The organism is Ruegeria sp. H9 (assembly GCF_056532915.1).
Map to the genome: position 1 here is coordinate 774,029 of NZ_JBQFNX010000002.1, position 26,311 is coordinate 800,339.

General features: G+C 57.9%; 30 protein-coding genes and 1 tRNA gene. 19 read left to right on the plus strand and 12 right to left on the minus strand.

From position 1 onward, the window contains the following. Positions 1–114 precede the first annotated feature (114 nt). The 3 genes from ACR0CZ_RS12390 to ACR0CZ_RS12400 all read left to right on the plus strand — a co-directional run bounded on the left by ACR0CZ_RS12390 (position 115) and on the right by ACR0CZ_RS12400 (position 2,448). Positions 115–1,065: a GlxA family transcriptional regulator gene (locus tag ACR0CZ_RS12390; protein ID WP_170396693.1), complete on the plus strand. Its 951-nt coding sequence runs from the start codon at positions 115–117 to the stop codon at positions 1,063–1,065. 74 nt (positions 1,066–1,139) lie between these two features. After that, positions 1,140–1,895 carry a 3-hydroxyacyl-CoA dehydrogenase gene (locus tag ACR0CZ_RS12395; RefSeq protein ID WP_170396691.1) on the plus strand — a complete coding sequence of 252 codons (756 nt, stop codon included), beginning with the start codon at positions 1,140–1,142 and terminating at the stop codon, positions 1,893–1,895. Between the two features lie 10 nt (positions 1,896–1,905). Further along, on the plus strand, positions 1,906–2,448 hold the full coding sequence (locus tag ACR0CZ_RS12400) for a sugar O-acetyltransferase (protein ID WP_170396689.1): 543 nt from the start codon (positions 1,906–1,908) through the stop codon (positions 2,446–2,448). A 71-nt stretch (positions 2,449–2,519) separates the two neighbouring features. Here the strand turns inward: ACR0CZ_RS12400 and ACR0CZ_RS12405 are convergent, their stop codons facing one another. From ACR0CZ_RS12405 to ACR0CZ_RS12415, 3 genes are all read right to left on the minus strand, one after another. Continuing rightward, positions 2,520–4,328 (minus strand): ABC-F family ATP-binding cassette domain-containing protein, encoded by a 1,809-nt coding sequence (locus ACR0CZ_RS12405; protein WP_480503314.1) that lies wholly within the window; start codon positions 4,326–4,328, stop codon positions 2,520–2,522. A gap of 68 nt (positions 4,329–4,396) precedes the next feature. Continuing rightward, entirely contained in the window at positions 4,397–5,131 is a 735-nt protein-coding gene (locus tag ACR0CZ_RS12410) for a GNAT family N-acyltransferase (RefSeq protein ID WP_170396687.1), read from the minus strand. A 98-nt stretch (positions 5,132–5,229) separates the two neighbouring features. Further along, positions 5,230–5,706, minus strand: coding sequence for an outer membrane protein assembly factor BamE (locus tag ACR0CZ_RS12415; protein WP_170396685.1), 477 nt, complete (start codon positions 5,704–5,706; stop codon positions 5,230–5,232). A gap of 84 nt (positions 5,707–5,790) precedes the next feature. Between ACR0CZ_RS12415 and ACR0CZ_RS12420 the strand changes: the two genes are divergently transcribed. The 8 genes from ACR0CZ_RS12420 to ACR0CZ_RS12455 all read left to right on the plus strand — a co-directional run bounded on the left by ACR0CZ_RS12420 (position 5,791) and on the right by ACR0CZ_RS12455 (position 11,132). Next, a complete protein-coding gene (locus tag ACR0CZ_RS12420) occupies positions 5,791–6,327 on the plus strand; it encodes a DUF177 domain-containing protein (protein ID WP_170396684.1) in 537 nt (178 codons plus the stop codon). A 205-nt stretch (positions 6,328–6,532) separates the two neighbouring features. Then, positions 6,533–6,739, plus strand: a complete 207-nt coding sequence (gene rpmF / locus ACR0CZ_RS12425) for a 50S ribosomal protein L32 (RefSeq protein WP_170396682.1) — start codon at positions 6,533–6,535, stop codon at positions 6,737–6,739. 24 nt (positions 6,740–6,763) lie between these two features. Continuing rightward, complete coding sequence (gene plsX, locus ACR0CZ_RS12430) at positions 6,764–7,849, plus strand: phosphate acyltransferase PlsX (protein ID WP_170396680.1); 1,086 nt, start codon at positions 6,764–6,766, stop codon at positions 7,847–7,849. 24 nt (positions 7,850–7,873) lie between these two features. Next, positions 7,874–8,845, plus strand: coding sequence for a beta-ketoacyl-ACP synthase III (locus ACR0CZ_RS12435; RefSeq protein ID WP_170406350.1), 972 nt, complete (start codon positions 7,874–7,876; stop codon positions 8,843–8,845). Between the two features lie 96 nt (positions 8,846–8,941). Beyond that, a complete protein-coding gene (ihfA, locus tag ACR0CZ_RS12440) occupies positions 8,942–9,244 on the plus strand; it encodes an integration host factor subunit alpha (protein ID WP_008755922.1) in 303 nt (100 codons plus the stop codon). A gap of 18 nt (positions 9,245–9,262) precedes the next feature. Continuing rightward, positions 9,263–9,853 (plus strand): MerR family transcriptional regulator, encoded by a 591-nt coding sequence (locus ACR0CZ_RS12445; protein WP_170396676.1) that lies wholly within the window; start codon positions 9,263–9,265, stop codon positions 9,851–9,853. A 61-nt stretch (positions 9,854–9,914) separates the two neighbouring features. Beyond that, positions 9,915–9,991: transfer RNA gene (locus tag ACR0CZ_RS12450), tRNA-Pro, on the plus strand. Positions 9,992–10,052: 61 nt separating this feature from the next. Then, positions 10,053–11,132, plus strand: a complete 1,080-nt coding sequence (locus ACR0CZ_RS12455) for a 2'-deoxycytidine 5'-triphosphate deaminase (RefSeq protein WP_170396675.1) — start codon at positions 10,053–10,055, stop codon at positions 11,130–11,132. A gap of 3 nt (positions 11,133–11,135) precedes the next feature. On the opposite strand, the gene ACR0CZ_RS12460 is transcribed toward ACR0CZ_RS12455, so the two are convergent. From ACR0CZ_RS12460 to argS, 6 genes are all read right to left on the minus strand, one after another. Further along, entirely contained in the window at positions 11,136–11,375 is a 240-nt protein-coding gene (locus ACR0CZ_RS12460; RefSeq protein WP_170396673.1) for a hypothetical protein, read from the minus strand. 65 nt (positions 11,376–11,440) lie between these two features. Further along, on the minus strand, positions 11,441–12,091 hold the full coding sequence (gene scpB, locus ACR0CZ_RS12465) for an SMC-Scp complex subunit ScpB (protein ID WP_170396671.1): 651 nt from the start codon (positions 12,089–12,091) through the stop codon (positions 11,441–11,443). Continuing rightward, positions 12,084–12,878, minus strand: a complete 795-nt coding sequence (locus ACR0CZ_RS12470) for a segregation and condensation protein A (protein WP_170396668.1) — start codon at positions 12,876–12,878, stop codon at positions 12,084–12,086. The genes scpB and ACR0CZ_RS12470 overlap by 8 nt, the downstream gene beginning before the upstream one ends. Then, complete coding sequence (nagZ, locus tag ACR0CZ_RS12475) at positions 12,868–13,875, minus strand: beta-N-acetylhexosaminidase (RefSeq protein WP_170396666.1); 1,008 nt, start codon at positions 13,873–13,875, stop codon at positions 12,868–12,870. Before nagZ ends, ACR0CZ_RS12470 begins: the two co-directional genes overlap by 11 nt. Beyond that, positions 13,872–14,963 carry an SPOR domain-containing protein gene (locus tag ACR0CZ_RS12480; RefSeq protein WP_480536928.1) on the minus strand — a complete coding sequence of 364 codons (1,092 nt, stop codon included), beginning with the start codon at positions 14,961–14,963 and terminating at the stop codon, positions 13,872–13,874. The genes nagZ and ACR0CZ_RS12480 overlap by 4 nt, the downstream gene beginning before the upstream one ends. Before the next feature lie 39 nt (positions 14,964–15,002). Then, complete coding sequence (gene argS / locus ACR0CZ_RS12485; protein ID WP_480536927.1) at positions 15,003–16,748, minus strand: arginine--tRNA ligase; 1,746 nt, start codon at positions 16,746–16,748, stop codon at positions 15,003–15,005. Between the two features lie 130 nt (positions 16,749–16,878). Here argS and ACR0CZ_RS12490 point away from each other — a divergent pair, with 130 nt between their 5' ends. Further along, complete coding sequence (locus ACR0CZ_RS12490) at positions 16,879–17,430, plus strand: molybdopterin-binding protein (RefSeq protein ID WP_170396662.1); 552 nt, start codon at positions 16,879–16,881, stop codon at positions 17,428–17,430. Here ACR0CZ_RS12490 and ACR0CZ_RS12495 read toward each other — a convergent pair. Then, entirely contained in the window at positions 17,412–18,569 is a 1,158-nt protein-coding gene (locus ACR0CZ_RS12495) for a deoxyguanosinetriphosphate triphosphohydrolase (RefSeq protein WP_170396661.1), read from the minus strand. The two genes, ACR0CZ_RS12490 and ACR0CZ_RS12495, sit on opposite strands and share 19 nt — an antisense overlap. A 76-nt stretch (positions 18,570–18,645) precedes the next feature. Here ACR0CZ_RS12495 and ACR0CZ_RS12500 point away from each other — a divergent pair, with 76 nt between their 5' ends. Together ACR0CZ_RS12500 and xth are read left to right on the plus strand one after the other, a co-directional pair. Beyond that, positions 18,646–18,969: a HesB/IscA family protein gene (locus tag ACR0CZ_RS12500; protein WP_170396659.1), complete on the plus strand. Its 324-nt coding sequence runs from the start codon at positions 18,646–18,648 to the stop codon at positions 18,967–18,969. Positions 18,970–19,249: 280 nt separating this feature from the next. After that, positions 19,250–20,029: an exodeoxyribonuclease III gene (gene xth / locus ACR0CZ_RS12505; RefSeq protein ID WP_170396657.1), complete on the plus strand. Its 780-nt coding sequence runs from the start codon at positions 19,250–19,252 to the stop codon at positions 20,027–20,029. 4 nt (positions 20,030–20,033) lie between these two features. Here the strand turns inward: xth and ACR0CZ_RS12510 are convergent, their stop codons facing one another. Then, positions 20,034–21,185 carry an FAD-dependent monooxygenase gene (locus tag ACR0CZ_RS12510; protein WP_170396655.1) on the minus strand — a complete coding sequence of 384 codons (1,152 nt, stop codon included), beginning with the start codon at positions 21,183–21,185 and terminating at the stop codon, positions 20,034–20,036. 72 nt (positions 21,186–21,257) lie between these two features. After that, positions 21,258–21,680 carry an RNA polymerase-binding protein DksA gene (gene dksA / locus ACR0CZ_RS12515; protein ID WP_074736317.1) on the minus strand — a complete coding sequence of 141 codons (423 nt, stop codon included), beginning with the start codon at positions 21,678–21,680 and terminating at the stop codon, positions 21,258–21,260. A 385-nt stretch (positions 21,681–22,065) separates the two neighbouring features. Between dksA and ACR0CZ_RS12520 the strand changes: the two genes are divergently transcribed. The 5 genes from ACR0CZ_RS12520 (at position 22,066) to ACR0CZ_RS12540 (ending at position 26,175) form a co-directional block, all read left to right on the plus strand. Beyond that, a complete protein-coding gene (locus ACR0CZ_RS12520; protein ID WP_170396653.1) occupies positions 22,066–22,911 on the plus strand; it encodes an AAA family ATPase in 846 nt (281 codons plus the stop codon). Positions 22,912–23,001: 90 nt separating this feature from the next. Then, positions 23,002–23,451 (plus strand): GNAT family N-acetyltransferase, encoded by a 450-nt coding sequence (locus tag ACR0CZ_RS12525; RefSeq protein ID WP_170396652.1) that lies wholly within the window; start codon positions 23,002–23,004, stop codon positions 23,449–23,451. Then, entirely contained in the window at positions 23,448–24,812 is a 1,365-nt protein-coding gene (locus ACR0CZ_RS12530; protein ID WP_170396650.1) for a DUF2927 domain-containing protein, read from the plus strand. The genes ACR0CZ_RS12525 and ACR0CZ_RS12530 overlap by 4 nt, the downstream gene beginning before the upstream one ends. 6 nt (positions 24,813–24,818) lie before the next feature. Continuing rightward, the gene (locus ACR0CZ_RS12535) at positions 24,819–24,986 is read left to right on the plus strand and encodes a hypothetical protein (RefSeq protein ID WP_170396648.1); all 168 of its coding nucleotides are present in this window, start codon (positions 24,819–24,821) and stop codon (positions 24,984–24,986) included. Between the two features lie 4 nt (positions 24,987–24,990). Beyond that, the gene (locus ACR0CZ_RS12540) at positions 24,991–26,175 is read left to right on the plus strand and encodes a vWA domain-containing protein (protein ID WP_170396646.1); all 1,185 of its coding nucleotides are present in this window, start codon (positions 24,991–24,993) and stop codon (positions 26,173–26,175) included. Positions 26,176–26,311 lie beyond the last annotated feature (136 nt).

Sequence of the window (26,311 nt, forward strand, 5' to 3'; positions counted from 1 at the left end):
TCCTGCGAATCGATAACTTGCCCTCTGGTATCGTATAAAAATACATGTTGTATACAGTTAGTTTTCGTGCAGCATGCAGAAAACTGTCAGAACGCCCTGATTCCGGTCCTATCGATGAGCCAAACACAGCACTACGCCTTCATACTGGTCGAGGAATTCTCGCATCTCGCCTTCTCCTGCGCGGTCGAGCCATTGCGGATCGCAAATTTGCTGGCCGAGGAAGATCTTTATCGATGGTCCTTCCTGTCCGAACACGCAGAGCATGCGGTCTGTTCAAACGGATCGGTCACTTTGGTGCATGGCGGATTGGGATCTATCCCAAAATGTGACCAACTGTTTGTTCTGTCAGGAATAAACATGCGCAATCACGTCTCGCGTCCGCTGCTCGCAACCCTGCGCCGAGAGCGGGCACGGGGCACCAATATCAGCGCCTTGTGTTCCGGTGCATGGCTGCTGGCCGAGGCCGGATTTTTGGATGGGATGCAGGCAGCGATCCATTGGGAATACCATGATGCTTTCATGGAGGCCTTCCCCGAGATAAACCTTGTTCGCAGCGTCTTTGTCGCCGACGAAAAACACATGACCGCCTCGGGTGGCACCGCAACCGCCGATCTGATGCTGCACCTGATCGAACGCGACCACGGTCACGATCTATCTGTCGCAGTGGCCGATCAAATGGTCTATAACGCCGTGCGCAACGCCACCGCCGATCAGCGCGTTTCGCTGCAATCGCGCAACGGGATGCGGAACGCGCATCTGGCCAAGGCGATCCACATCATGACCGACAATATTCAAAGTCCACTGTCGCCCTCGGTCATTGCCAGCGATATCGGTATCTCAACCCGACAACTGGAGCGTCTGTTTGGGAAATTCCTGAACACCTCGCCTAAGAAATACTTCATGGAATTGCGGCTGGACCGCGCCCGCAATCTGTTGCTGCAGACCGAATCTTCGGTGACCGAGGTCGCCTTTGCCTGTGGCTTCGAAAGCGCCGGCCACTTCTCGCGTGTGTACCGGGCTGCGTTTGGCGTCACGCCGATGCAGCAGCGCAGCAGGCTTGATTGATCAAAGCTGTGACTGGACAGAGGGCCATGGTTGGGATTATCTGAACAAGTGTTCAGATCAGGAAGGAACCCGCCATGCAACTCTCAACCACAGCTGCGGCGATCACCGGCGGAGCCTCCGGCCTGGGTGAAGCCACAGCCCGTCACTTTGCCGAGAACGGCGCGCAGGTCACAATCCTTGACCGCGACGCCGAGCGTGGCCCGCAAGTCGCGGCTGAAATCGGCGGACATTTCGCACAAACCGATGTGACGGATGAGGCCTCGGTCGCTTCAGCGATTGCACATGCGATGGACAAGATGGGTCGCATCACCGCCGCAGTGAACTGCGCCGGAATCGCGATTGGAGCTAAGACTGTGGGCAAAGACGGCCCCCACCCTCTGGAGGCGTTCCAGCGTACCATCGACATCAATCTGGTCGGTTCCTTCAACGTCTCGCGTCTTGCTGCCGCAGAGATGGCAAAGAATGACCCCGAACCGGATGGCGCGCGCGGCGTGATTATCAACACCGCCTCCATCGCCGCCTTTGACGGGCAAAAGGGTCAGGCGGCCTATGCAGCCTCGAAAGGCGGCGTGGTCGGCATGACCCTACCCATGGCACGCGATCTGGCCTCGACTGGTATCCGTGTGATGGCCATCGCACCGGGCATCTTCATGACCCCGATGCTGGCCGGCCTGCCTGAAGAGGTGCAGCAACAGCTTGCGGCGGACGTCCCCAACCCTGCTCGCCTCGGCGACCCGCGCGAATACGGTCGTCTGGCCGGGTTCATCGTTGAGATGGGCTACCTGAACGGAGAGGTCATCCGCATCGACGGTGCCCTGCGGATGCGCTAAGACGGGTTTCATGACCGAGCGGCAGAAAATGGCGGCAGGCGAGTGGTATTGCTGCCTCGACCCCGAACTGGAAGTGCTTCGCATGAAAGCACGCCGCGCGGTTCATGCTCACAACACCTGCCCGCCCGATGACCGAGGGGCTATAGCTCCCGAATTGGCGACGCTCTTTGCGGGGATCGGGCAAGATTGCTATTTTGAGGCTCCGTTCCACTGCGCTTATGGAATGAACCTGTCGCTGGGCGACCGGGTTTATCTGAATGCGGGCTGTGTCATTCTCGACACCGCGCCTGTTCGCATCGGCAGTGACTCGATGCTCGGCCCCACGGCACAGATCTATTGCGCCCAACACGCCAAAGACCCAGCCCGGCGCGCACAGGGTCTGGAAATCGACCACCCGGTGACAATCGGCGAAAACGTCTGGATCGGCGGTGGCGCGATCATCATGCCCGGCGTCACGATCGGAGACCGCGCCATCGTCGGTGCAGGCAGTGTCGTCACGAAGGACGTCCCCGCCGGAGCAACTGTTGTCGGTAACCCTGCCCGCCCCATTTGAGCACGCGCAAACCGGTGCATAGGTTTGTACAACTCAGACAATCTAGTCGATCGAGGTTGTACAACTCGGACTCAACCGGCTTCGGCCTTCTCTTCAAGCATCAGCCACTCTTCCTCAGCCGCTGACAGTTTTTCCTGCCGTTCGACCAGGGCATCGGTTGCCTTCTGGAACTTGATCGGTTCGCGTGTGAACAGCTCAGGATCAGACATCAGATCTTCGAGCTTGGCGATCTCGGCTTCAAGGCGCGCGATCTCTGCTGGTAGCTTCTCAAGTCGGTGTTTCTCCGAAAATGAAAGCCCCGCCTTCTGCTTCGCCTCTTGCTTCACTTTCGGCTTTGAAGGCCTTGCTTTTTCTTCCTTTTTCGCAACTACATCACCTCGCTGCGCGATGTAATCGGACCAACCACCAGCATAGACGGTCGCGCGCCCGTTGCCCTCCATGGCGATGGTTGTGGTCGCAACACGATCCAGAAAATCCCGATCGTGGCTAACGAGCAGCACCGTGCCATCATAGTCGTCCAGCAATTCCTGCAGCAGATCCAGCGTTTCGACATCCAGATCGTTGGTCGGTTCGTCCAGCACCAGCAGGTTAGAGGTTTTTGCCATCAGTTTCGCCAACAGCAACCGGGCTTTTTCCCCTCCGGACAATGACTTAACAGCCGCTCTTGCCTGCGCATCATCAAACAGAAACTCTTTGAGATAGCCCACCACATGCTTGGGCTGCCCGCCGACCATCACCTGATCGGCCTTGCCCGAGACCCGCATCTCGGGATCGCCGGTCAAGCTGTCCCACAGGCTCATTTCCGGGTCCAGCTGTGCCCTCGCCTGATCGAACACGGCGATCTCAAGGTTAGTACCCAGCACCACCGAACCCTTGTCCGGTTCGACCTGACCTAGCAGCATTTTCAGCAACGTGGTCTTGCCCACACCGTTCGGCCCAACAAAGGCCACACGGTCACCGCGCTGAACCAGAAGATCGAAATTGCGCACGATCTGCTGAGAGTCAAATGCCTTTGAAACGCCATTGGCCTCGATGACCTTGCGGCCTGATTTCGGACCGGATTCCAACGTCATGGCAGCCGATCCCTGACGTTTGATCTGCGCTGCACGCTCGGCGCGCAAGGCTTGTAGCGCCCGAACACGACCCTGATTGCGCTTGCGGCGGGCGCTGATACCCTCGACGGCCCATCGCGACTCGGACTTGATCAAGCGGTTCAGCTTGTGGCGCTGCTGATCCTCCTCTTCCCAGACCTTGTCCCTCCAGTTTTCAAAGGCCGCAAAGCCCTGTTCCTGCCGCCGCACAACTCCGCGATCGATCCACAGCGTCGCAAAGGTCAACGCACGCAGGAATGCGCGATCATGCGAGATCAGAACATAGGCTGCACGGGTCGAGCCCAACTCACGCTCCAACCACGCTATCGCCTCGATATCCAGGTGGTTCGTCGGTTCGTCCAGCAACATCAGGTCCGGCGCTTCGGCCATCAGCTTGGCCAAGGCGGCGCGTCGCCTTTCCCCACCCGAAGCGGTTTCGACCGCACGCTCAGGGTCGAATTTCAGCCCTTCGCCCGCGCGTTCGACCTTATACAGCTCACCCGGTTCCAACCCGCTTGAGGCATAGTCTCCAAGCGTCGCGAATCCCTGCATTCCGGGATCCTGCTCCATGTAACCCACTGATTTACCCGGAGGGATGACGATTTCACCCTGATCGGCCTCAACCAGCCCTGCCATCACTTTCATCAAGGTGGATTTGCCAGACCCGTTCCGCCCGACCAGCGCGACGCGATCACCGGGTTGAACCACAAGGTCCAGATCGGAAAACACCGGATCACCCCCGAACGTCAGAGAGATACCGGACATCTGCAATAAAGGAATTCTCGCCATACCCGCCAGCTAAACCGGCCAAAGCAAGGCGTCAACGCCCCAACTTCACCTTTTCCCAGATACTCAAATCACCCAGCCACCGCGCGCAGCAACCGTTTACGAGCTGGGGGAATTGCTCCGATTTCAAGGCCAGTGAACACATGCAGGGTGTTCATGTGCCTGTCCACCACTGCATGATCGCTGACCCACCCCCCCATCATCAGATAGGTGCGCAACAAAGGCGGCATCCTAAGCATCGCCTGTTTTACATCAGGGCGTCTGCGCAAGCGCGCCGCAAAGCGAAACACATCCGGCGCCTTGACTCGCGGCAACCATCGCCTTGGTGCCAGATGTCGGTGTTTGAGCATCGCAAAAGCGTCAAGATATTCGGCAGTTTCTGTTCCAGCGAAGGACGAGCATCCGAAAAGCATTTCGATCCCGTTCTGATCGACATAAGCCGTCATTGCGCCCCACGCGACACGCAAGATATCCGGATCATTGTAGTCCGGGTGGATACAGAACCGACCCATCTCGACCATCGGTCCCGTAAAATCGCATAGCGCCGACAGGTCATAGAACTGTGCCGAGTAGCTGAGTCCGATTTCAAAGCCGCCCTGCATTGTTAGCATACGGAAACAGCACACCAACGCCCCACCGGCCTGCAGATCTTCGACCAGAACATGGGCGCAGCGTTCGTCAAAAGCATCACAATCCTGACCATCAGTAGCAAAGGTCAGCATCCTCAGCGTCTGCGCCGCCGCCACGTCTTGCTCGGTTTGCGCCAAGCGGGCGCGATATCGGCCCTTGTCCAACAAAACCGCCATGGTCGCATCCTCCTGCGGTTGCTGACCGGTCACATCTGTCTGGTTCTTACTACAGAATGTGTGACTGTCCTGTGACCACTGCAAGAGAATTGGTCGCTTTAGTTGTTTGCGCCAGGAATATTTGCCGGGTTGAAGTTGCCGATGTTACCCAGAAGCTGACGCAGGAAGCCTTTGTCTTCCACGTTGGAATCGGTCACGCGACGATCCAGCACGATGACATAGCCGTCTTCCAGGCCGAACCGCTCGATATTGCGAACGACGCCGCGCTGATCAAAGCTGATCGCGACCAGTTCACGTGAAACGACCTCGGGTCGTTTGGGCCCATAATGACGGACGCGCGAGGCGACATAGTAATAGCCCGAATCCCGCACCACGCCCGCCGAGCTGGGCGCGCCGATGGTTTCTTCAACACTATCGCGGGTATCGACGCCGACCTTGATTTTGGCCAGATCCTCTGGCGGAGGCACGTAGCCGTGATTCTTGAAGATTGGTGAACATGCGCCCGCGACCGCCAGACAGGCCGCAAAGACAAGCGTTTTCGACGCTGGTTTCAACCTGTTCAAACCCTTCAACATGCACATCCTCTTGCCATGGCCCCTTGCGGACCCTATCCGATTACAGAAACCAAGGCTCCGGTTCAACACAGGAAAACCTCACGAATGAGCAACCAGACATCTTTACGCGTCGCAGACCTGCCGCAAAACGCTCCGACCCCGTTTGAGTTGCGCCCGACCGGCGACGCGCTGGAGGCCATAAAACAAGAGCTCGGACTGCTTGGCCTGCGCAAGCTCAGCTTTGTCGGCGAATTACGCGCGCAGGCCAAACGGGATTGGATGCTTTCTGGCAAGCTGGGCGCAACGGTGATCCAACCTTGTGTCGTGACGTTGGAACCTGTGACCACACGCATCGACACCCCGGTGAGTCGCGTCTTTCTGGCCGATTGGAGCGATCCGGAAGAGCCCGAGTTCGAAATCCCCGAGGATGACGAGACCGAACCGCTTGGGCCCGAGATCGATCCTGCGCTGATCATGGTTGAAGCGCTGTCGCTGGCCCTGCCCCAATATCCACGGAAGGATGGAGTCGAGCTGGGCCAGATAGACTATACCGAACCGGGCAAACAGGCCCTCACAGATGAGGATGTAAAACCCTTCGCTGGTCTGGCGGGGCTGCGGGATGCGATGAAAAAAGACGAGTGACAGGCGAGGGATTTCCTGTCATAGCAGGCCGTCAGAAAAACCGCTTGAACATGACGAGAATCGCAGTATTTTCGCGCGCTCATTGGAATTTGGGTTGGACATTGCGGGGCAAGCCCCTTAAACGCGCGTCAAACCACGAGAAAACAAAGTACGTAACCCGGCTGACAGCGAATCTGTCAGCCCATATCAGACAAAGGTTGAGACCATGGCCGTCCAACAGAACAAAGTTTCCAAGTCGCGTCGCAACAACCGCCGCGCACACGACGCTCTGGTTGCTGCAAACCCGAACGAATGCCCGAACTGCGGCGAGCTGAAGCGCCCACACCACGTTTGCGCATCTTGCGGCCACTATGACGATCGTGAAGTCGTCTCTCAGGCCGACGAAATCGACCTGGACGAAGACGCGGCCTAAGCCTGATTGGACGCAGGCCAAGGCATGACGGATCAGCCCACGCAGACCGGACGGATCATCATCTCGGTTGACGCTATGGGCGGAGATTCGGGCCCTGCCGTCGTTGTGGCGGGCATTGCAAAATCTGCGGACAAGAACCCGAAGATCGGGTTCATCCTGCACGGTCAGGAACAGGAACTACGCAAGCTGGTTGCCAAACGGCGTGTCCTTGATGGGCGCGTCGTTTTTCGTGATTGCCCGGACGTGGTCACGATGGAAGACAAACCAAGCCAGGTTGTCCGCAGCGGCAAGAGCACGTCGATGTGGTCCGCTCTGGAAGCGGTGCGTGCAGGTGAAGCGCACGGCGCAGTGTCCTGCGGCAATACGGGCGCGCTGATGGCCATGTCCATGTTGCGGCTGCGCAAGCTGCCCGGCGTGAACCGCCCTGCCATCGCGATCCTGTGGCCCTCGCGCAATCCGCATGGGTTCAACGTGATGCTGGACGTCGGCGCAGATGTGCGCGCTGATGCCAAGGACCTTTTGCAATACGCGCTGATGGGGGCTTCATATGCGCGCAACGGTATGGCGCTCAGCCGCCCTAGGATCGGGTTGCTGAATGTCGGCACTGAAGAACACAAGGGCCGCGCCGAACTGAAAGAAGCCCACGCGATGATCTCGGACTTTGCCGATCAGGCGAACTTCGAGTTTGTGGGCTTTGTCGAGGGCAGCGATATCCCCGGCGACAAAGCTGACGTGATCGTGACCGACGGCTTCACTGGAAATGTCGCCATTAAAACCGGTGAAGGCACCGCTAACCTTATCGGTGATTTGCTGCGTGAGGCGTTCAAATACTCGCCTCTATCCCGGCTGGCCTCGATCCTGGCAATCACCTCGTTGAATCGTCTGAAAAAGCGGATAGACCCGCGCCGCGTCAATGGCGGCGTGTTCCTGGGACTCAACGGAACCGTGGTGAAATCCCACGGCGGAGCGGACGCAACCGGCGTTTCCGCAGCGGTTAAGCTGGCCTTCACTCTGGCCGAATCCGGTTTCGCCGAAAAATTGGCGGCACGGGTTGCATCAACAGCCGCACTTGCACAAGATGCGGCCCATTCCGTGTCTCAATCGGAATAATAACAAAAAAGGCAGTACCCCAGCATGGCAGGCCGCTCAGTTGTTGTAGGTGTCGGGCATTATTTGCCAGAGCGCGTTGTACCGAACTCTGAGTTCGAGAAAACGCTGGATACGACGGACGAATGGATTCGCACCCGGTCCGGGATCGAGCGGCGACATTTCGCGGCCGAGGACGAAACAACATCCGATCTGGCCACCAAAGCGGCCGAAGCTGCACTGGCTGATGCCGGACTGACGGCGGATGATATCGACGCGATTGTGCTGGCAACCTCCACAGCTGATTTGACCTTTCCTTCGGCGGCAACCATGGTTCAGGCCCGGTTGGGCATGACCAAAGGTTTTGCCTTCGATGTACAGGCGGTCTGCGCTGGGTTTGTCTTTGCGCTCAGCAACGCCAACGCCCTGATCCTGTCCGGTCAGGCGAAGCGCGTACTGGTGATCGGCGCCGAGACCTTTTCACGAATCATGGACTGGACCGACCGGTCCACCTGCGTGCTGTTTGGCGATGGCGCGGGCGCACTGGTTCTGGAAGAGCAAGAGGGTCAGGGCACTTCGGATGATCGCGGTATTCTTGCGACCGACTTGAATTCGGACGGACGCTACAAAGACCTGCTCTATGTTGATGGCGGGGTTTCGACCCAATCCACCGGCCACTTGCGGATGCAGGGCAATCAGGTGTTTCGTCATGCGGTCGAAAAACTGGCCCGAACCGCAGAAGTCGCGCTGGAGCGTGCAGGTCTGTCCAGCGATGATGTCGACTGGATCGTGCCGCATCAGGCCAATATCCGCATTATTCAGGGCACCGCCAAGAAGATGGGCCTGCCGATGGATAACGTTGTGGTCACCGTTCAGGACCATGGCAACACATCGGCAGCCTCAATCCCTCTGGCCCTGTCGGTGGGCAAGCAAAACGGCCAGATCAAAACCGGCGATCTGATCGTTACAGAGGCGATTGGTGGCGGTCTGGCCTGGGGTGCGGTCGCACTGCGTTGGTAACCGGCACAATCCGGCTTACAGAGCCTCCTGCAATTCATTGATATTGACAGCGAATTTTGCATAGCCATATGCTCAGACATCAACAGGGGAAAAAGCATGGGCGACAAAACACTGACCCGAATGGATCTGAGCGAGGCCGTCTTTCGTGAGGTTGGCCTGTCACGCAATGAAAGCGCACAGCTGGTCGAAAGCGTTCTGAACCACATGTCTGACGCGCTGGTGCGTGGCGAACAGGTTAAGATTTCGTCATTCGGCACCTTCAGCGTTCGGGACAAAACTGCCCGTATCGGTCGCAACCCTAAAACCGGTGAAGAGGTTCCGATCCAGCCGCGTCGTGTGCTGACATTCCGTCCGTCGCACCTGATGAAGGATCGCGTCGCCGCAGGGAACCGCAAGTAAGTTCAGGACATCCAGGTTATGAGTAAGTCCCCCGATGCCTTTCGCACCATAAGTGAAGTTGCGGACTGGCTCGGAGTTCAGGCTCATGTGCTGCGTTTCTGGGAAAGCCGGTTTACCCAAGTCAAACCCGTCAAACGCGCCGGTGGGCGGCGATATTATCGCCCCAATGATATGCGTCTGCTGGGCGGTATCAAGAAACTGCTGCACGAGGACGGGATTACCATCAAAGGTGTTCAGCGTATACTTCGGGAACAGGGCGTTGCGCATGTTGCATCGCTTTCACCCAATTTGGACGAAAACGCGCCCGCACCCAGCATCGACGATACTGTGGTTCCGTTCGCTTCAGCGCCGGAACCATCCGCAAACCAGATCGACATGGATTTGGGCGAAACCGCCCATTCCCCTGCCCCAGAGGCTCCGAGACCCGTCGCAACCCCCGAACCCAAACCGATACCGGCCGAGCTGGATGCAGCGCCGCTGATGGGTGGTATTGCCTCGCTGGCATGGAATCGTGACGAGTATGACGATGAGCTGTTGCGCCAGATTGCACCCATCGCCAAGGACCTGCGCAGGTGGCTGGATCGCGTCGAACACCACACGGCGGGATAGCAAAAAAGGCGATGATTTCCTCTTGCCCCCGCCGGGAAAGTCTTTATGAACACCTCAACGTCGGGCTATGGCGCAGCCTGGTAGCGCGTCCGTCTGGGGGACGGAAGGTCGCAGGTTCGAGTCCTGCTAGCCCGACCAAATCACACCGACGTTTATGGCACATAGGCCAGATCCCGCTCTGGCAGCAGAGGGGATCGAGATGACAGGTGTTTGCCCAAACCAACAGCTTGAGGCGATGATTGCACGCGGTGAGATCGCCGCAAGCCCGGATATCATCCCTGCACAGGTGCAGCCGGCAAGCCTTGATCTACGTTTGGGAACAGTGGCTTACCGGGTGCGCGCGTCGTTTCTGGCAGGCGAAGGACGGTCTGTTGCAGATCGTCTGGCCGAGTTTGAAATGCACCGCATCGACATCACCGAAGGCGCTGTTCTGGAAAAGGGCTGTGTCTATCTGGTGCCGCTGATGGAATCGCTCGCCCTGCCCGATGACATCAGTGCGGTGGCCAATGCCAAAAGCTCGACCGGGCGGCTCGACTTGCTCACGCGCACGATCACTGATGGCGGAACTGAGTTTGATCGGGTTCCCGCAGGCTACACAGGTCCGCTTTATGCCGAGATCTGCCCGCGATCGTTCTCGGTTCTGGTGCGCCCCGGAATGCGTCTGAATCAGATCCGTTTCCGCAAAGGTCAGGCGGTACTCAGCGACGCCGAGCTGACCGCGTTGCATGGTCAAACGCCGTTGGTTGATGGGCCAGCCGTCATTCAGGACGGGTTGGGGTTTTCGGTCGATCTGCAACTGCCCGATACCGATCTGGTCGGCTATCGCGCCAAGCCCCATACCGGGGTGATCGATCTGGATCGGATCGGCGAATACGACCCGCAGGAATACTGGGAAGAGGTGCATACCAAGGACGGTCGCATCATCCTCGACCCCGGCGCGTTCTACATTCTCGTCAGCCGCGAAGCGGTGCATATCCCGCCAATGTATGCTGCTGAAATGGCCCCATATCTCGCTATGGTCGGCGAGTTCCGGGTACATTACGCCGGATTCTTTGACCCGGGCTTTGGACATGCCGAAGCAGGCGGTGCCGGATCACGCGGGGTGCTGGAAGTGCGCTGCCACGAAGCGCCATTTGTGTTGGAACACGGACAAGTCGTCGGGCGCCTGGTTTATGAGAAGATGGCCGAAATGCCGACGCAACTATATGGCGCGGGTATTGCTTCGAACTATCAGGGTCAAGGCCTGAAACTGTCCAAGCATTTCAAAGCTGTGGGCTGAGTTTCAGAACTTCATGAACCGACGCATCTGACGCGACACCTGCCGCATCTGCTTTGCGCTTTGATTTTGGCGCTTGGTCGCATCGCGCATCTGGCGATCCGCCTCGGGGCCATTCTCAACATCAGACTGCCCCGGTTTGCGGCCCACCTTGCTGGCCATATCAATACCCTTGTCCACACCGTGGTTCACCAGGCGACGCATCACCCGACGCACGATCATATCGATGATCCGATTGGCATTCATTGGCTCAACTCCGTTTCCTGCACCCTATGATAGGCGGGATCTGCGGCAATAAAATGGCTGTCCGATCACTCTTCTTCGAACAGTTCGGTTTGATCTTCGTCCTCGTCATCACCCTGCCCTTCGCCCAGCGGCACAGCACCAGGGGGTGGGCGATTCTCCAACAGTCCGGCTGCGCGCAACTCCTTCAGGCCCGGCAGGTCACGGGCGTTTTCCAGCCCGAAATGATCCAGAAACTCAGGCGTTACGACGAATGTCACCGGACGGCCTGGTGTCATGCGACGGCGGCCCAGTCGGATCCACTCCATCTCAAGCAGTTGATCAATGGTGCCGCGCGAAACGGACACGCCCCGGATTTCCTCGATCTCCGCACGCGTGCAGGGCTGGTGATAAGCCACGATCGCCAGCGTTTCGATGGCCGCCCGGCTGAGTTTGCGGGTCTCGACAGTTTCCTTCTGCATCAGGAAGCCAAGATCGGGGGCTGTGCGGATCGCCCAAGCCTCACCAACGCGCACCACACGCACCCCGCGCCCTTCGTACCGTTTCTGAAGCGATTCAACAGCTTGCGCGGCATTGCTGCCATGGGGCATCCGCGCTTCAAGATCACCAATCGTCACTGGCTCGGCGCTGGCAAACAGCACGGCCTCGACCATACGTTCCTGTTCCGCCAAGGGCGGCGCTTCGAACAGTGTGCCTGTCTCTTCGTTGGCGTCAGTCACGTGTCTCAGTCCTCTTACGCAGATGGATCGGCGCAAAGGTCTCGCTTTGCTTGATCTCCATATGTCCTTCTTTCACCAGCTCAAGCGAGGCTGCGAAGGTTGCAGCCGTGGCAGAGCGTCGCCGAACCGGATCAGCATCCCAGCCTTCGGGCAGGTAGGTCTCCATATCCGTCCACACACCGGCAAAGCCTATCAGGGGCCGCATCCGCTCAAGCGCTTGTTCCATGGTGAAAACGGCGTCGCGGTCCATGACAAAGGGGCGGAACTCGTCGCGCGTGCGGATACGCGCATAGCCCTGCATCAGGTCCAGCAGTGTGGCGGAATAGGTCACGGTGCGGATACGCGTAACATCCTCACCCTGCCCGCGTTTGAAAAAATCTCGGCCCAATTGATCACGCGCCATCAGGCGCGCAGCGGCATCGCGCATGGCCTGCAAGCGTTCCAATTGGAACGCGAGGTGCGCGGCGAGTTCTTCACCCGAAGGACCCTCATCATCTGGGTTCGGAGGCAGCAGCAAGCGGGATTTCAGAAAGGCCAGCCAGGCCGCCATCACCAGATAGTCGGCGGCCAGTTCGATCCTCAACTGACGCGCTTTTTCGACAAAGGTCAGATACTGTTGCGCTAACGCCAGAACCGAGATTTTGCGCAAGTCCACTTTTTGCGTACGCGAAAGTGTCAAAAGCACATCGAGCGGACCCTCAAACCCGTCGACGTCCACAATCAAAGCCTCGGCGGCCAGCCGATCGGCTACCGAGACCGGGTCTTCGCTGAAAAGGTTATCCTGCATATACCTGCCCGCCCATTAGGGCAGATAGTTCCGCCTCGGCGGCTTGGATGTCAAGTTCCTGTGGCGGCTGGCGTCGAGCCAACGCCCGATCTGCGCGGGCTTGTGCCGCATCCGACATCTCACCAGCGGCTTCGAGCACCTTAGCACGCTCTTCAAAGGCCCCGTTGCAGTGCAAAGTAACATCGCATCCAGCGTCCAGTGCCTGTCGGGCCAAGTCGGCGGGCGCGCCGTTCAGGGCTTTCATCGTGATATCGTCGGTCATAATCAGACCGTCGAAACCGATGCGCTCCCTAATCAAAGTCATCATTCCAGCAGAAATCGTTGCGGGCCGTGGATCGATCTGGTCATAAACCAAATGCGCCGTCATCCCCATCGGCAAGTCGTTCAGCGCGCGGAATGGTGCAAAATCTGCTGCTTCCAGTGCACTTAGAGAAAGATCCACATGCGGCAACTCGTGATGACTGTCGAGCGTCGACAGACCGTGGCCGGGCATGTGCTTTACTACCGGCAACACTCCGCCATCAAAGTGTCCGTTGGCAACGGCTCGACCAATCGCGGAAACCTTTTCGGGATCAGACCCATAGCAGCGGTTCTTCAGGAACGCATGAGTACCCTCGCGGGCCAGATCGACCATCGGCGCACAATTGCTGTCGATGCCCAATCCCAGCAGTTCATGCGCGATCAGACGATAGCGCAGATACATCGCGCGCTCGGCCTGATCTCCGGCATGCGCGACATGATCCAAAGGGGGCAACCATTCACGGGCTAAAGGTGCGCGCAGACGTTGTACGCGGCCACCTTCCTGATCGACTGTGATTAGGCAATTTCGGCCAACCGCCTCGCGGAAGTCCTCGCACAAGGCGCGGGTCTGGTCAGCGGATTCGATGTTGCGGGCAAACAGAATGAACCCGAACGGGTTCATCTCTTTGAACAAAGCTTTTTCATCCGGCGTCAGGCGCAGCCCTTCGGCATCGGTGATAACCGCGCCAAATCTCACCGGACGGCGACCGGGATACAGTCTGCACCCTGCGCGACTAGGGCCGCGCAAAACTGGCGCGAGTCGCTCAGGTCATCAAACCCCATGACACGCAGGCGATAGAAGGTTCGTCCTCCGCTTGAGGTCTTCTGTATAACACGCTGTTTTCCATCCATATATTCTCCAAATCGGCCATTCAAACGTGCCCATTCGGCCTGCGCCACATCGGCGCTTTCGTATGCCCCAAGCTGAGCAAGTCGCGTGCCTTTGGTCAATGTATCGGGATCAACATCCAGACCAACAGCAGCCTTTACTGCAGCATTGATCGCAGCTTCCGTAGCGCTGTTGGACGAAATAGAACTTGGCGTAGCGCGGGCTGGACGCACATGCGGACGCAGCGACCGGCGTACACCAGGCAGTGCAGCAATCTTAGGGTCGGGCTGTTGCGCTGCGTAATCAGCCGGATCAATCGCGCGCTCTTCTTCGGGCGTGACCAGGGAAGCCAATTGCACGCCCTGCTCAGGCGTCTGTTCGAGCTGAGGTTCGGCGGCGAGCCCTTCGGCCAGAGCGTTCACGATCGCCTGATCAGTGGCGGGTTCCTCAATCACTTGCACTGCATTTGTGGCCTCAAGCGCGGTCATGGGCGTGTCTTCATCAGTCAGAGACACGGGGCGCGGTGCAAGGATCAGACGATCTGCCGGCGGTGCAGCAGTCCCGACAGCGGCAACTGCATTCACCGCTAGGCCCTGATGATCAGCAGGCGTCCCGCCGGGATTTTCGGGCTGCACGCGCATGGGTCCTTCGGCGGCACGCACGACCGGTACCCCGCTGACGTCGCGCATGATCAGTTGGTAGCCCCAAACGCCGACTCCGGCGACCAGCGCCAAAGACGCAACCGCCCCAAGCACGTTGACAATGCGGCCCAGCCCAGCGCCTGCGCGCGGGGCGTCATCATAGCTATAGCTTTCATCTGGATAATCATACGCATCTTCAGGATGCGATTGATTCGAGTAATGCATCTGCTCGGGGCTATGCTGCCCCGAGTAATCGTAACGTGCCATTTCCGCCTCACCGCCCGATTGCGCCGTAAAAAGTGGCGCGCGGGTCATTTCTTGTCTGCCTCAGACCGGCGGTTCGGGCGATATTTGTTATCGCATCTCCTGCGCCGGAGTAACGCCAAGAATACCCAAGCCCGCTGAAATCACAACAGAAACAGCCCGGGCCAGTGCGATTTTCGATTGGCTTGTGGCAACATCGCCATCCTGAATGAAGCGCAACTGGGTTTCGTCATTGCCCTTGTTCCACAGCGCGTGGAAATCTCCTGCTAATTCATAGAGATAGAAGGCAACCCGGTGCGGTTCATTTGTGCGAGCGGCGATTTCAACCAGACGTGGCCATTCTGCCAGCTTCTTGGCAACGGTCAGCTCAGAGGCGTGGTCGATCTTGCCCAGATCTGCCCCAGATAGCGTAGCATCATCGGCAGAAATCCCGGCCTCAGCGGCGCGGCGCAGCACACTCATGACGCGGGCATGGGCGTATTGGACGTAGAACACCGGGTTTTCGCGGCTTTGTTCCAACACCTTGTCGAAATCGAAATCCAGCGGTGCGTCGTTCTTGCGGGTCAGCATCACGAAACGGGTTACATCAGGCCCGACCTGATCGACTACATCGCGCAACGTGACAAAGTTCCCTGCCCGCTTGGACATCTTGAATGGCTCGCCATTCTTCCACAGCTTCACCAATTGGGTAAGCTTGATATCCAGCGGCACCTTACCATCGGAAAGGGCCGAAACCGCCGCCTTCATCCGTTTGACATAGCCGCCATGGTCCGCACCGAACACGTCGATTAGCGCGTCAAACCCACGGCTCACCTTGTCATAATGATAAGCGATATCCGGGGCAAAATAGGTCCAGCTGCCATCCGACTTCTTGACCGGGCGGTCGACGTCATCCCCGTGTTCGGTCGACTTGAACAAGGTTTGCTCGCGCGGCTCCCAATCCTCGGGCTTCTTGCCCTTGGGCGGCTCAAGCACGCCTTCGTAGATCAGGCCCTTGTCGGTCAAAGACTGCAGCGCCGCCTCGATCCGACCCGTGCCGTAGAGCGACTTCTCTGAGAAGAACACGTCCATCTCAACACCCAGCGCTTTCAGATCGGCGCGGATCAGGTCCATCATCGCGTCGGTGGCAAAATTGCGCAGCTCTTCCAGCCATCCGCTTTCCGGCTTGTCGATCAGGCTGTCGCCGTATTTCTCTTTCAGCGCTTCTCCAATTGGGATCAGGTAGTCGCCAGGATACAGGCCCTCAGCGATCTCTGGGCTCAGACCATTCGCTTCGCGATACCGTTCATAGGCCGACCGCGCCAGCACATCCACCTGCGCGCCGCCATCGTTGATGTAGTATTCGCGGGTCACATCATGGCCCGAATAGGCCAGCAAGCTTGCCAGCGCATCACCGAACACAGCCCCCCGCGTGTGGCCCACATGCAGCGGGCCGGTCGGGTTGGCCGAGACATATTCTACGTTCACCTTTTGACCATGCCCCATGGTCGAACGGCCATAATCGGTGCCCTTTTCCAGCACCGCAGCCAGCACGCCCTGCCAAACCGAAGACGCTAGCCGCAGGTTTAGAAAGCCCGGGCCCGCCACCTCGGCGCTGGTGATCCGGTCGTCTGCAGATAGCTTGCCTGCCAGCACATCCGCAATGTCCCGCGGCTTCATCTTCGCCGGTTTCGCCAGTACCATCGCCGCATTGGTCGCCATATCGCCATGCGCCGCATCGCGCGGAGGCTCAACCGCCACGTTGTCAAAGCTCAGCCCCTCAGGCAGCGCGCCTTCGGACTGCATCTGCGCCAGCGCGTCCAGTACCAGGCCGCGGATCTCGGAAAACAGGTTCATTTCGGATGTCCTTTTGCTTGCCGCGGGGTTTACCACGCAAAGCGCCAAGGTCAATGGACGCCTAAATTTTGCGCTTGGATTAACCGCTATCAGGGCTAAGGTCGGGGAAAACCGTGACCGGAGCCCCTGAATGCGCCTTACCCTGCCCTTCGCCCTGTTGCTGACCACCGCCCTGCCCACATGGGCCGAGATGCCCTCACCTCAAGGCCACGTACTGCTGACGCTCGGTGGCGCCGTCACCGAAACCAACCTGCCCGCGCGCGGCGAGAATGACGGCGGATTGTTGGGTTTTCTCGAAGTCACCCATACCGGTGCAGCAGGCTTTGACGCGGCTATGCTGGACGGGTTGGAACAGATCGAAATCACCATCCCCTACGGCCCGCCAGAGAACCAGCGCGACTATACCTTCGCTGGCCCGCTGTTGTCTGACGTAATGACGATGGCAGGTGCCAGGGGCAAATCCGCCCTGCCCATGGCTATGGATGGCTATCAGGCTGAAATCCCATGGGAAAGCATCGAGGCACACCAACCAATCGTAGCCACCCACGCGGATGGCGTGCCGATGGGCATTGGTAGTTACGGCCCCACGATGATCGTTTTCCCGCCCACGGATGATGCTGAACTGGCTCAAACACAAGCCAGCCAACAGGTCTGGGCCATCGCCTATATTGCGATCGAGTGATCTCCGGTAAGCCGGGCATGGTCTTGCAGCGCAAACCTGTCGGTCATGCCCGCGATATAATCCGAGACGATGCGGGCCAGCGCGGTCTCATCCTTTGCCGTCTCGATATCGACATGCCAGTGCCTGGGCATCTGTTTCGGGTCGGACAGGTAAATCGGAAACAGTTCCTCAACCACCTTGCTGACACTGGCGCGCACTTCCATCACGCTCGGTGCGCGATACATGCGCGAAAACAGGAAGGCGCGGATCTGTTTGAGCTTCGCCCAAAGATCATCCGAGAATTGAATGACCGGATAACCCAGATGGCGGATATCCTCGACCGACTGCGCCCCCGAGGCCGCTATCAACGCGCGTGAGGTGTCGATCAAATCCGAAACCATGACGCCAAATACCCGTCTGAGCGCCTCGTGCCGACGGCGATAAGGGTCAAGACCCGGATACTTGGCATCCACTTCGGCGAAACAGGCATCAATTATGGGAAGCTGCTGAATGTCTTCATCTCTGAACAATCCCGCCCGCAATCCGTCAAATAGATCGTGGTTGTTGTAGGCAATGTCGTCCGATAGCGCCGCGACCTGCGCCTCAGCGCTCGCATGGGTGTGAAGTTCGAGGTCAAAGCCCCGATTACACTCGGCCAATGCCCAAGGCAATGCACCAGTGACCGGCCCGTTGTGCTTGGCTATCCCTTCCAGACATTCCCAGGTCAGGTTGCACCCATCGAACTCGGCGTAGTGACGCTCAAGTTTGGTTACGATCCGAATGGCCTGCGCGTTGTGATCGAAGCCACCATATGGCTCCATCAACGCATGCAGAGCGTCCTCGCCCGTGTGACCAAACGGTGTATGCCCGAGGTCATGCGCCAACGCGACCGCTTCGGTCAATTCGCCGTTCAGGCCTAAGGCCCCGGCAATCGTTCGGGCCACCTGAGCCACTTCTATGGAATGCGTCAGGCGGGTTCGATAACTGTCACCCTCATGCTCAACAAACACTTGGGTTTTGTGTTTGAGCCGCCGAAATGCGCTAGCGTGAATAATCCTGTCCCGGTCGCGCTGAAAGCATGACCGAAAACTGCTTTCCTCCTCAGATACAAGCCGCCCCCTTGCGCGGCCTGGGTCCGAGGCAAAACCCGCTCTGTCCAAAGGTCTTGTCCTTGTCGCCTGTCGTCAGGTTCCATATATTGTACGATGCTAAGGAAATAAACCTTTGGAGACCGGCATGAATCTGCCCCCAACAGTCACAGAACGCGCCTTTGAACGCCTGGCCGAAATCGGTGCCGCAGATCAGGGCCAGGCCCTGCGTGTCGCTGTGGAGGGTGGCGGATGTTCCGGTTTTCAATACGAGATCGCCCTGGATGTGCCGAAAGAGGACGATTTGGTGCTAGAGGGCAAAGGCCAAAAGGTCATCGTCGACTCGATCTCTCTGCCGTTTCTGGAGAACGCGGTAATTGATTTCACACAGGAACTCATCGGCGCGCGCTTCGTGATTGAGAACCCCAACGCCACGTCTTCCTGCGGCTGCGGCACATCGTTCTCGATGTAGCTCCGGTGGGGGCTTTGCCCCCACACCCCCAAGGTATTTTTAGCCAGATGAAGAGGGATCCGCTCTCTGACAGTCAAAGTCAGAGAACTTCACCTGGCGCGGTCATCGGCGCCTCCGCCTGTACCGCATACTCAGTTTTGACGAATATGGTTAAGAATCCGTTTCTTCATCTGGCCCAAAATACCTCGGAGCGCGAGGCAGAGCCTCGCTTACTTGTTCGGCAACTTGCCGTTGCGTGTATTCTGCGCGATAGGTTGCCAATGGCACCGGAGGATCACGCATGAAAATCGCCACATTCAACATCAACGGTATCAAGGCACGGGCCGAGGCGTTACCTCGCTGGTTGGATGAGGCGCAGCCCGATGTTGTGTTGCTGCAGGAAATCAAATCTATTGATGAGAATTTCCCCCGCGAGATTTTCGAGGAGCGCGGATATAACGTTGAAACCCACGGGCAAAAGAGCTTCAACGGCGTTGCAATCCTTTCGAAATTGCCGCTTGAGGATGTCTCCCGTGGGTTGCCCGGTGATGAAAGTGATGAGCAGGCGCGCTGGATCGAAGCTACTGTCATAGGAAAGAGAGCACTGCGCCTCTGCGGATTGTATCTGCCAAATGGCAATCCGGTGCCGGGGCCGAAATATGACTACAAGCTTGAGTGGATGGAGCGCCTCTATGATCGTGCCCGCGATTTGATGGCATCAGAGGAACCCGCGTTGATGGCCGGGGATTACAATATTATTCCGCAGGCCGAAGATGCCAAGCGCCCCGACGCCTGGCGCGAGGATGCGCTTTTTCGACCCGAAAGTCGCGCTGCATTCCGCAAGGTATTGAATCTGGGCTTCACTGAAGCCTTTCGCGCGCGAACGCAAGGCCCTGGTCATTACTCATTCTGGGATTATCAAGCCGGCGCGTGGAACAGAAACGACGGGATTCGCATCGATCACTTTCTTCTGACGCCGCAAGCTGCAGATTTGATGCGTGATTGCAGGATCGATGCCGAAGTGAGGGGGCACGAAAAACCTTCGGACCATGTGCCGGTCTGGGTTGATCTCGACCTGTGAACGCTTACGCGGTCGCGTCGTAGCTATAGATCCACTCGTAGCGCCGTGCCAAGCGTGGACCAACCGCCATTAAGGCGGCCTGTGCGGCCAGCCTCATTGGCCCACGAAGATGGAAATTACGCGCATTTGCGCCTGCGGCGCCAACCACTTGCCTGGCACGCGGTCGTCGAGTGGCTTCATAGGTAGCCAATGCGCGGGCGACGCCTGAGTTGTCCTGGAACGCGCGTGTCAGGACCCAGGCATCTTCCAGTGCTAGGCAAGCTCCTTGGGCCATAAAAGGCAACGTCGGGTGCGCAGCATCCCCAAGCAAGGCCAATCGCCCATTCTGCCAGATTTGCGCCACGGGGCGCAGAAACAGCGCCCAAAGGTGAACCTCGTCAATCTTTGACAATATGTCACCAACCGGTCCGCCAAAATCGGCGAACCGGGTTCGCAGGTCGTCGGGATCACCCTGACGTCGCCAGCCTTCCTCTTTCCAGTCGGAACGCTCTTCTATGGCCACGATGTTCACGAGGCGTTGATCGCGCAGCGGGTAGGTTACCACGTGCCGGCCTGGCCCCATCGTCAAGGACGCGCATGGCAGTTCTTCTCGCTGGGTCCAGGGGATCGTTGCTCGCCAGGCAACCTGATGGGTGAAAACCGGGACCTCGGGGCCATTCAAGATCGGGCGGATAGTGCTGCGCCCACCGTCTGCAGCGATCGCGCATTCCGCACGCAGCCTTTCGCCGCTTTCCAGAACGATCTCGGCTTCGCTTGGGTGTTTATGAACCGTGGCGACAGGTGCATCCAGCCGAATATCCACCCCAGAGCGCAAGGCGGCTTTGTGCAACAGGTCCAGCAGATCTGCCCGGTGATAATAGTAAGTCGACCCAGCGGCAGGGACCGGGACCCGACTGATCACGCGCCCATTACGGTAATCGCGCAAAACGGTCCCACCCGAGTTTTGTCCGGCCTCAGGCACCTTACCAGCTACGCCTAGCGCACGCAGTACCGCCATCCCGTTCGCACTGATTTGCAATCCAGCACCAACTTCGGTCAGTTCTGGGGCCTGCTCCAGAACCGTCACCTGAGCACCCTGACTTCGCAGTGCGAGTGCCGCGGCCATGCCCCCAATGCCGCCGCCAATGACGCAGAAATTCAGACCATTGATATTCATGGACCTGCCATAACGCAAAAACGCCGAGGCGACAGGCCCCGGCGCAGTTGTTTTGTTGCAATTTCCCAGCGATCAATCGTCGCGGTGGACCTTTTCGCGGCGCTCGTGACGCTCTTGCGCCTCAAGCGTCATAGTCGCGATAGGACGCGCATCTAGGCGCTTGAGCGAGATCGGATCACCGGTCTTCTCGCAATATCCATACTCCCCTTCTTCGATCCGGCGCAGGGCCGAGTCGATTTTTGCCACCAGCTTACGCTGACGATCCCGGGTGCGCAGTTCCAGCGCACGGTCGGTCTCTTCGCTTGCGCGGTCAGCGACATCGGGAATGTTTCGGGTGTTGTCCTGCAGACCTTCGATCGTATCACGGCTGCCTGCGAGTAGTTCTGTCTTCCAATCCATCAGCTTGCGGCGAAAATACTCAAGCTGGCGATCATTCATGAAAGGTTCATCTTCAGCCGGACGGTAATCTTCCGGCAGAAAAACTTCCTGCTTCATATTTGCTCCCTCGGTATGGCCTGAAACGTCGGTTGCGATTGTATTACCTGACATTCGGCACCCCCTTCTGCGGAGCGTTTATCCGACGGGGCAGAGATTGTCACTACACAAACGTATGCCTCGCCGCCGCGTCACTCCGACTGCTCTAATATTGAGACTTGTAACAACAAAACCTTGTTTTTCTGTGGTTCTCGCAAGGCGTTTTTCAGGCAGCTTCAACCCCTGCGATACCCCGCCCCGAACGAATCGCCCAAAACAGATTGGACTTACAGCCCATCCCATCCTTTCGCGACGCTGCGGCCCGGCTTGTAAATAACCTTGCCTCTCTGTAACCCGAGCAGAGCAAACCCAGCCCGCATTCCGCGGAAACCACATGAGGGGTCCCATGACCGCACGTTTTCAAGGCACCGCAGAATATGTTGCCACCGACGATCTGAACATTGCCGTGAACGCCGCCGTTACGCTGGAACGCCCGCTGCTTGTCAAGGGCGAACCCGGAACCGGCAAAACCGAGCTGGCGAAACAGGTCGCGGGCGCGCTGGGGCTGACGATGATTGAGTGGAACGTGAAATCCACCACCCGAGCGCAACAGGGGTTGTATGAATACGATGCGGTCAGCCGTTTGCGCGATAGCCAGCTTGGCGAAGAGCGCGTGCATGATGTCTCGAACTATATTCGCAAGGGCAAGCTGTGGCAGGCATTCGATGCGGATGAAAAGGTCGTGCTACTGATCGACGAGATCGACAAGGCTGATATCGAATTCCCCAACGATCTATTGCAAGAACTCGATAAGATGGAGTTCCACGTCTACGAGACTGGCGAGACGATCCGTGCCAAGAACCGCCCGATCGTCATAATCACGTCGAACAACGAAAAGGAACTACCTGACGCATTCCTGCGCCGCTGCTTCTTTCACTACATCCGCTTTCCAGACGAAGCCACGATGCGCCGTATCGTCGAAGTCCATCACCCCGGCATCAAAGATGCGCTGCTGACCACCGCGCTGACCCAGTTCTACGAAATCCGCGAAACGCAAGGTTTGAAGAAAAAGCCCTCGACCTCGGAAGTGCTGGACTGGCTGAAACTGCTCTTGGCTGAGGACTTGAGCGCTGAGGACCTTAAACGCGACGGTGTGAATGCACTGCCCAAGCTACATGGTGCACTTCTAAAAAATGAGCAGGACGTACACCTGTTTGAACGGCTGGCCTTCATGGCGCGTAGCAAGCGGTGATCACAGCTTGTCATCGGTACGGTCGAGTGTCAGCATTACATCAACGAAAGACCCCGCGCCAATCGGGCCTCCAGAGCAGGAAATAGTAAAATGTCTAACGCCCTCACAATTCGCCCCTTGCGACCAGAAGACCGGGATCAATGGGCCGAAATGTGGCGTGACTACCTGGCATTTTATGAAACCGAAGCGCCGGATTCGACTTTCCAAAGCACCTTTGCGCGGCTCTTAGGTGATGATCCGAATGACTTTTCCTGTTTTGTCGCGGATTTGGATGGGCAACTGCTTGGACTGACCCACTACCTGTTTCATCGCCACGCCTGGAAGGAAGAAAGTGTCTGCTATCTGCAGGATCTCTATGCCCGCCCAGAAGCGAGAGGCACCGGAGTTGGACGCGCCCTGATTGAGGCCGTCTATGAAGAAGCGGACAGGCAGAAAGCCCCCTCAGTCTATTGGCTGACGCAGGAAAACAACCATACCGCACGCAAACTCTATGACCGCATCGGCAAGTTGTCGCCGTTCCTGAAGTATCAGCGACCATGAGGCTTTTAGGCGCAACCTTACTTCTGGCGGCGCTGTCTGCCTGCACCACGGTCGACCGGATCGAGACGCCGACCCGTACCCAGGTGATTGAAGCTTCGCTGCCGCCGTCTAAATCCTTCGGCGCTGCTCGTCCAAGCCCGCCTGCCCGCTCAAACAAGAACATCGCCGCAGATTTCCTATCTCTGCATTTCGCACTTGAGAGCGGCGCAGAGTTGCCCGTTTTCACCCGGTTTGATGGACCCATCACGGTGCGTCTGACTGGGACACCGCCACCAACGATGCAGACCGACCTGAGCCGGCTACTGACCCGGTTGCAACGTGAGGCGAAGATCGACATCCGGCAGATTCCAGAGGGTCAGGCGAACATCACGATCGAGGCTGTAAGCCAGAAACAGATCCGCCGCATCCTGCCGCAGGCAGCCTGTTTCGTCGTGCCCAACTCTTCAAGTCTGGAAGAATACCGCCGTGACAGGCGCAAAAGCAAAAGCAACTGGACCGAACTGCGAAAACGTGAACGGATCGGGATATTCATCCCCTACGATGCCAGCCCACAGGAAATTCGGGACTGCCTGCATGAAGAATTGGCTCAGGCACTTGGACCTCTGAACGACCTCTATCGCCTAACCGATTCAGTATTCAACGACGACAATTTCCACACTGTTCTGACCGGATTCGACATGTTGATCCTGCGCGCAGCCTATGCGCCTGAGCTGCAAAATGGCATGACACGCGAACAGGTGGCGGCGGTTCTGCCCGGCGTACTCAGCCGGCTGAACCCCAGAGGGGATCGGGTTGCGCCACAACAGATTACTGAGACACCTCGGGCCTGGATTAACGCAGTTCAACGCGCTTTGGGGGCTGGCGCTGGTACGGCCAAACGCGTCAACGCTGCGAACGAGGCAGCGCGAATTGGTCAACAGCAAGGCTGGACCGACCACCGCCGCGCCTATCCGCATTATCTGCTGGGGCGCATGGGGCAATTCGACGACCCTGAGGCGGCGCAGCAGCAATATAAAATTGCCCTGAAATACCTGAACGCCACCCCGGGAACAGAAATTCAGCGCGCTCATATCACGGCACAAACCGCAGCCTTTGCTTTGGCACAGGGTCAGGGCACCGAGGCCCTGCCCGAATTGAACAAAGCAATCAATGTCATGACCAAGGCCGAGAACGCCGCCCTTCTGGCCACTCTGCTGCTGCTCAAATCCGAGGCACTGCGGCAGTCCGGTCAACTAGATCAGGCACGTCGCGTTCGGCTGGACAGTATCGGATGGGCACGTTACGGCTTCGGCTCGGATTTGGTGGTGCGCTCGGTCACACAAGACATCGCGCAGTCAGCCGCCACAAGCACGGGTGGATAACGTCACATGATAGTGGTTCTGGGCATGGCTATTCTGGGCGCGATTCTGGGCGCGTTGACAGCACGCAAACGTAACGGAAGCGGTGCGGATATGGCGCAATACGCTGCGGGCTACGGCATTGCCTTTGCGTTGGTCGGGCTGGTGATTTCACTGGTCATTGTCCGCCTGGTATAGAACGATGTTCCTGCCCTTCTTCGAAAACCTCCGAAACGCTGGCATTCCCGTATCTTTGCGCGAATACCTGACGTTTCTGGAAGGGATGAAAAAGGGCTTGGCGACATACGATGTCGAGGCGTTTTACTATCTCGCCCGCGTTTCGATGGTGAAAGACGAGCGCAACATCGACAAGTTCGACCGTGCCTTTGCCGCCAGTTTCGAAGGGTTGGGTGAAATCAGTTTCGATCAAGTACTCGAGGCGGTCGATATTCCCGCCGAGTGGCTTGCAAAGATGGCCGAAAAGCACCTTTCGGATGAAGAAAAAGCCGAGATCGAGGCGCTTGGTGGCTTTGATAAACTGATGGAGACGCTACGCGAGCGCCTCAAGGACCAACAGGGTCGCCATCAGGGCGGTAACAAGTGGATCGGCACCGCAGGCACCTCACCTTTCGGCGCCTATGGCTACAACCCCGAAGGCGTGCGCATCGGCCAGAAAGAAAGCCGCCATCAGCGTGCAGTAAAGGTCTGGGACAAGCGCGAATTCAAGAACTTAGATGACACTGTTGAACTGGGCACCCGGAACATCAAGGTTGCCTTGAAACGCCTGCGCCGCTGGGCGCGTGAAGGTGCAGCGGAAGAGCTTGATCTGGATGGAACGATCAGGGCTACGGCTGAACACGGATATCTGGATGTCAAAACCCGACCCGAACGACACAACGCCGTCAAAGTGCTTTTGTTTCTGGACGTGGGCGGATCGATGGACCCGCATATCAAGGTCGTCGAAGAACTGTTCTCAGCGGCCCGAACCGAATTCAAACATCTGGAATACTACTACTTCCACAATTGCCTCTATGAAGGCGTCTGGCGCGACAATCGCCGCCGCTGGGATCAGCAAACTCCGACGCACGAGGTCTTGCGCACATACGGGCCGGACTACAAATGCATCTTTGTCGGCGATGCCTCGATGAGTCCCTACGAGATCGCTTATCCCGGCGGTGCAAATGAGCATTGGAATCAGGAATCTGGCCAAGTCTGGCTGGGCCGTGCACGCGAACAGTGGACATCGAACCTGTGGATCAATCCAGTGCCTCAGAAGTATTGGGAATATACCCATTCGATCGGCATGATCCGTGAGATATTCGAAGATCGCATGGTACCCATGACGCTGGCGGGTTTGGAACAAGGTATGCGGGAACTGACGCGCTAGTCACCGTCGGAGTCCTGGTTAACTCAGAAACCGGAAACAATAGGCCTAGTTTTCAGAGATATTCGCGTCAAAAGCACCACCAAAGAAACAATCTCAGCAAAATTCCCTGCCTCTCTCGAATTCGTGATATACGACA

What these genes read in the sequence shown, in the direction of transcription:
- ACR0CZ_RS12390 (WP_170396693.1), top strand. Translation starts at nt 115, where the DNA reads ATGAGCCAAACACAGCACTACGCCTTCATACTGGTCGAGGAATTCTCG.
- ACR0CZ_RS12405 (WP_480503314.1), bottom strand. Translation starts at nt 4,328, where the DNA reads ATGGCGAGAATTCCTTTATTGCAGATGTCCGGTATCTCTCTGACGTTC.
- ACR0CZ_RS12435 (WP_170406350.1), top strand. Translation starts at nt 7,874, where the DNA reads ATGGCAGGCCGCTCAGTTGTTGTAGGTGTCGGGCATTATTTGCCAGAG.
- ihfA (WP_008755922.1), top strand. Translation starts at nt 8,942, where the DNA reads ATGGGCGACAAAACACTGACCCGAATGGATCTGAGCGAGGCCGTCTTT.
- ACR0CZ_RS12470 (WP_170396668.1), bottom strand. Translation starts at nt 12,878, where the DNA reads ATGCAGGATAACCTTTTCAGCGAAGACCCGGTCTCGGTAGCCGATCGG.
- ACR0CZ_RS12420 (WP_170396684.1), top strand. Translation starts at nt 5,791, where the DNA reads ATGAGCAACCAGACATCTTTACGCGTCGCAGACCTGCCGCAAAACGCT.
- ACR0CZ_RS12530 (WP_170396650.1), top strand. Translation starts at nt 23,448, where the DNA reads ATGAGGCTTTTAGGCGCAACCTTACTTCTGGCGGCGCTGTCTGCCTGC.
- ACR0CZ_RS12490 (WP_170396662.1), top strand. Translation starts at nt 16,879, where the DNA reads ATGCGCCTTACCCTGCCCTTCGCCCTGTTGCTGACCACCGCCCTGCCC.
- ACR0CZ_RS12500 (WP_170396659.1), top strand. Translation starts at nt 18,646, where the DNA reads ATGAATCTGCCCCCAACAGTCACAGAACGCGCCTTTGAACGCCTGGCC.
- ACR0CZ_RS12480 (WP_480536928.1), bottom strand. Translation starts at nt 14,963, where the DNA reads ATGACCCGCGCGCCACTTTTTACGGCGCAATCGGGCGGTGAGGCGGAA.
- ACR0CZ_RS12510 (WP_170396655.1), bottom strand. Translation starts at nt 21,185, where the DNA reads ATGAATATCAATGGTCTGAATTTCTGCGTCATTGGCGGCGGCATTGGG.
- xth (WP_170396657.1), top strand. Translation starts at nt 19,250, where the DNA reads ATGAAAATCGCCACATTCAACATCAACGGTATCAAGGCACGGGCCGAG.
- ACR0CZ_RS12410 (WP_170396687.1), bottom strand. Translation starts at nt 5,131, where the DNA reads ATGGCGGTTTTGTTGGACAAGGGCCGATATCGCGCCCGCTTGGCGCAA.
- rpmF (WP_170396682.1), top strand. Translation starts at nt 6,533, where the DNA reads ATGGCCGTCCAACAGAACAAAGTTTCCAAGTCGCGTCGCAACAACCGC.
- ACR0CZ_RS12460 (WP_170396673.1), bottom strand. Translation starts at nt 11,375, where the DNA reads ATGAATGCCAATCGGATCATCGATATGATCGTGCGTCGGGTGATGCGT.
- ACR0CZ_RS12445 (WP_170396676.1), top strand. Translation starts at nt 9,263, where the DNA reads ATGAGTAAGTCCCCCGATGCCTTTCGCACCATAAGTGAAGTTGCGGAC.
- ACR0CZ_RS12540 (WP_170396646.1), top strand. Translation starts at nt 24,991, where the DNA reads ATGTTCCTGCCCTTCTTCGAAAACCTCCGAAACGCTGGCATTCCCGTA.
- dksA (WP_074736317.1), bottom strand. Translation starts at nt 21,680, where the DNA reads ATGAAGCAGGAAGTTTTTCTGCCGGAAGATTACCGTCCGGCTGAAGAT.
- ACR0CZ_RS12520 (WP_170396653.1), top strand. Translation starts at nt 22,066, where the DNA reads ATGACCGCACGTTTTCAAGGCACCGCAGAATATGTTGCCACCGACGAT.
- argS (WP_480536927.1), bottom strand. Translation starts at nt 16,748, where the DNA reads ATGAACCTGTTTTCCGAGATCCGCGGCCTGGTACTGGACGCGCTGGCG.
- plsX (WP_170396680.1), top strand. Translation starts at nt 6,764, where the DNA reads ATGACGGATCAGCCCACGCAGACCGGACGGATCATCATCTCGGTTGAC.
- ACR0CZ_RS12535 (WP_170396648.1), top strand. Translation starts at nt 24,819, where the DNA reads ATGATAGTGGTTCTGGGCATGGCTATTCTGGGCGCGATTCTGGGCGCG.
- ACR0CZ_RS12395 (WP_170396691.1), top strand. Translation starts at nt 1,140, where the DNA reads ATGCAACTCTCAACCACAGCTGCGGCGATCACCGGCGGAGCCTCCGGC.
- ACR0CZ_RS12400 (WP_170396689.1), top strand. Translation starts at nt 1,906, where the DNA reads ATGACCGAGCGGCAGAAAATGGCGGCAGGCGAGTGGTATTGCTGCCTC.
- ACR0CZ_RS12455 (WP_170396675.1), top strand. Translation starts at nt 10,053, where the DNA reads ATGACAGGTGTTTGCCCAAACCAACAGCTTGAGGCGATGATTGCACGC.
- ACR0CZ_RS12415 (WP_170396685.1), bottom strand. Translation starts at nt 5,706, where the DNA reads ATGTTGAAGGGTTTGAACAGGTTGAAACCAGCGTCGAAAACGCTTGTC.
- ACR0CZ_RS12525 (WP_170396652.1), top strand. Translation starts at nt 23,002, where the DNA reads ATGTCTAACGCCCTCACAATTCGCCCCTTGCGACCAGAAGACCGGGAT.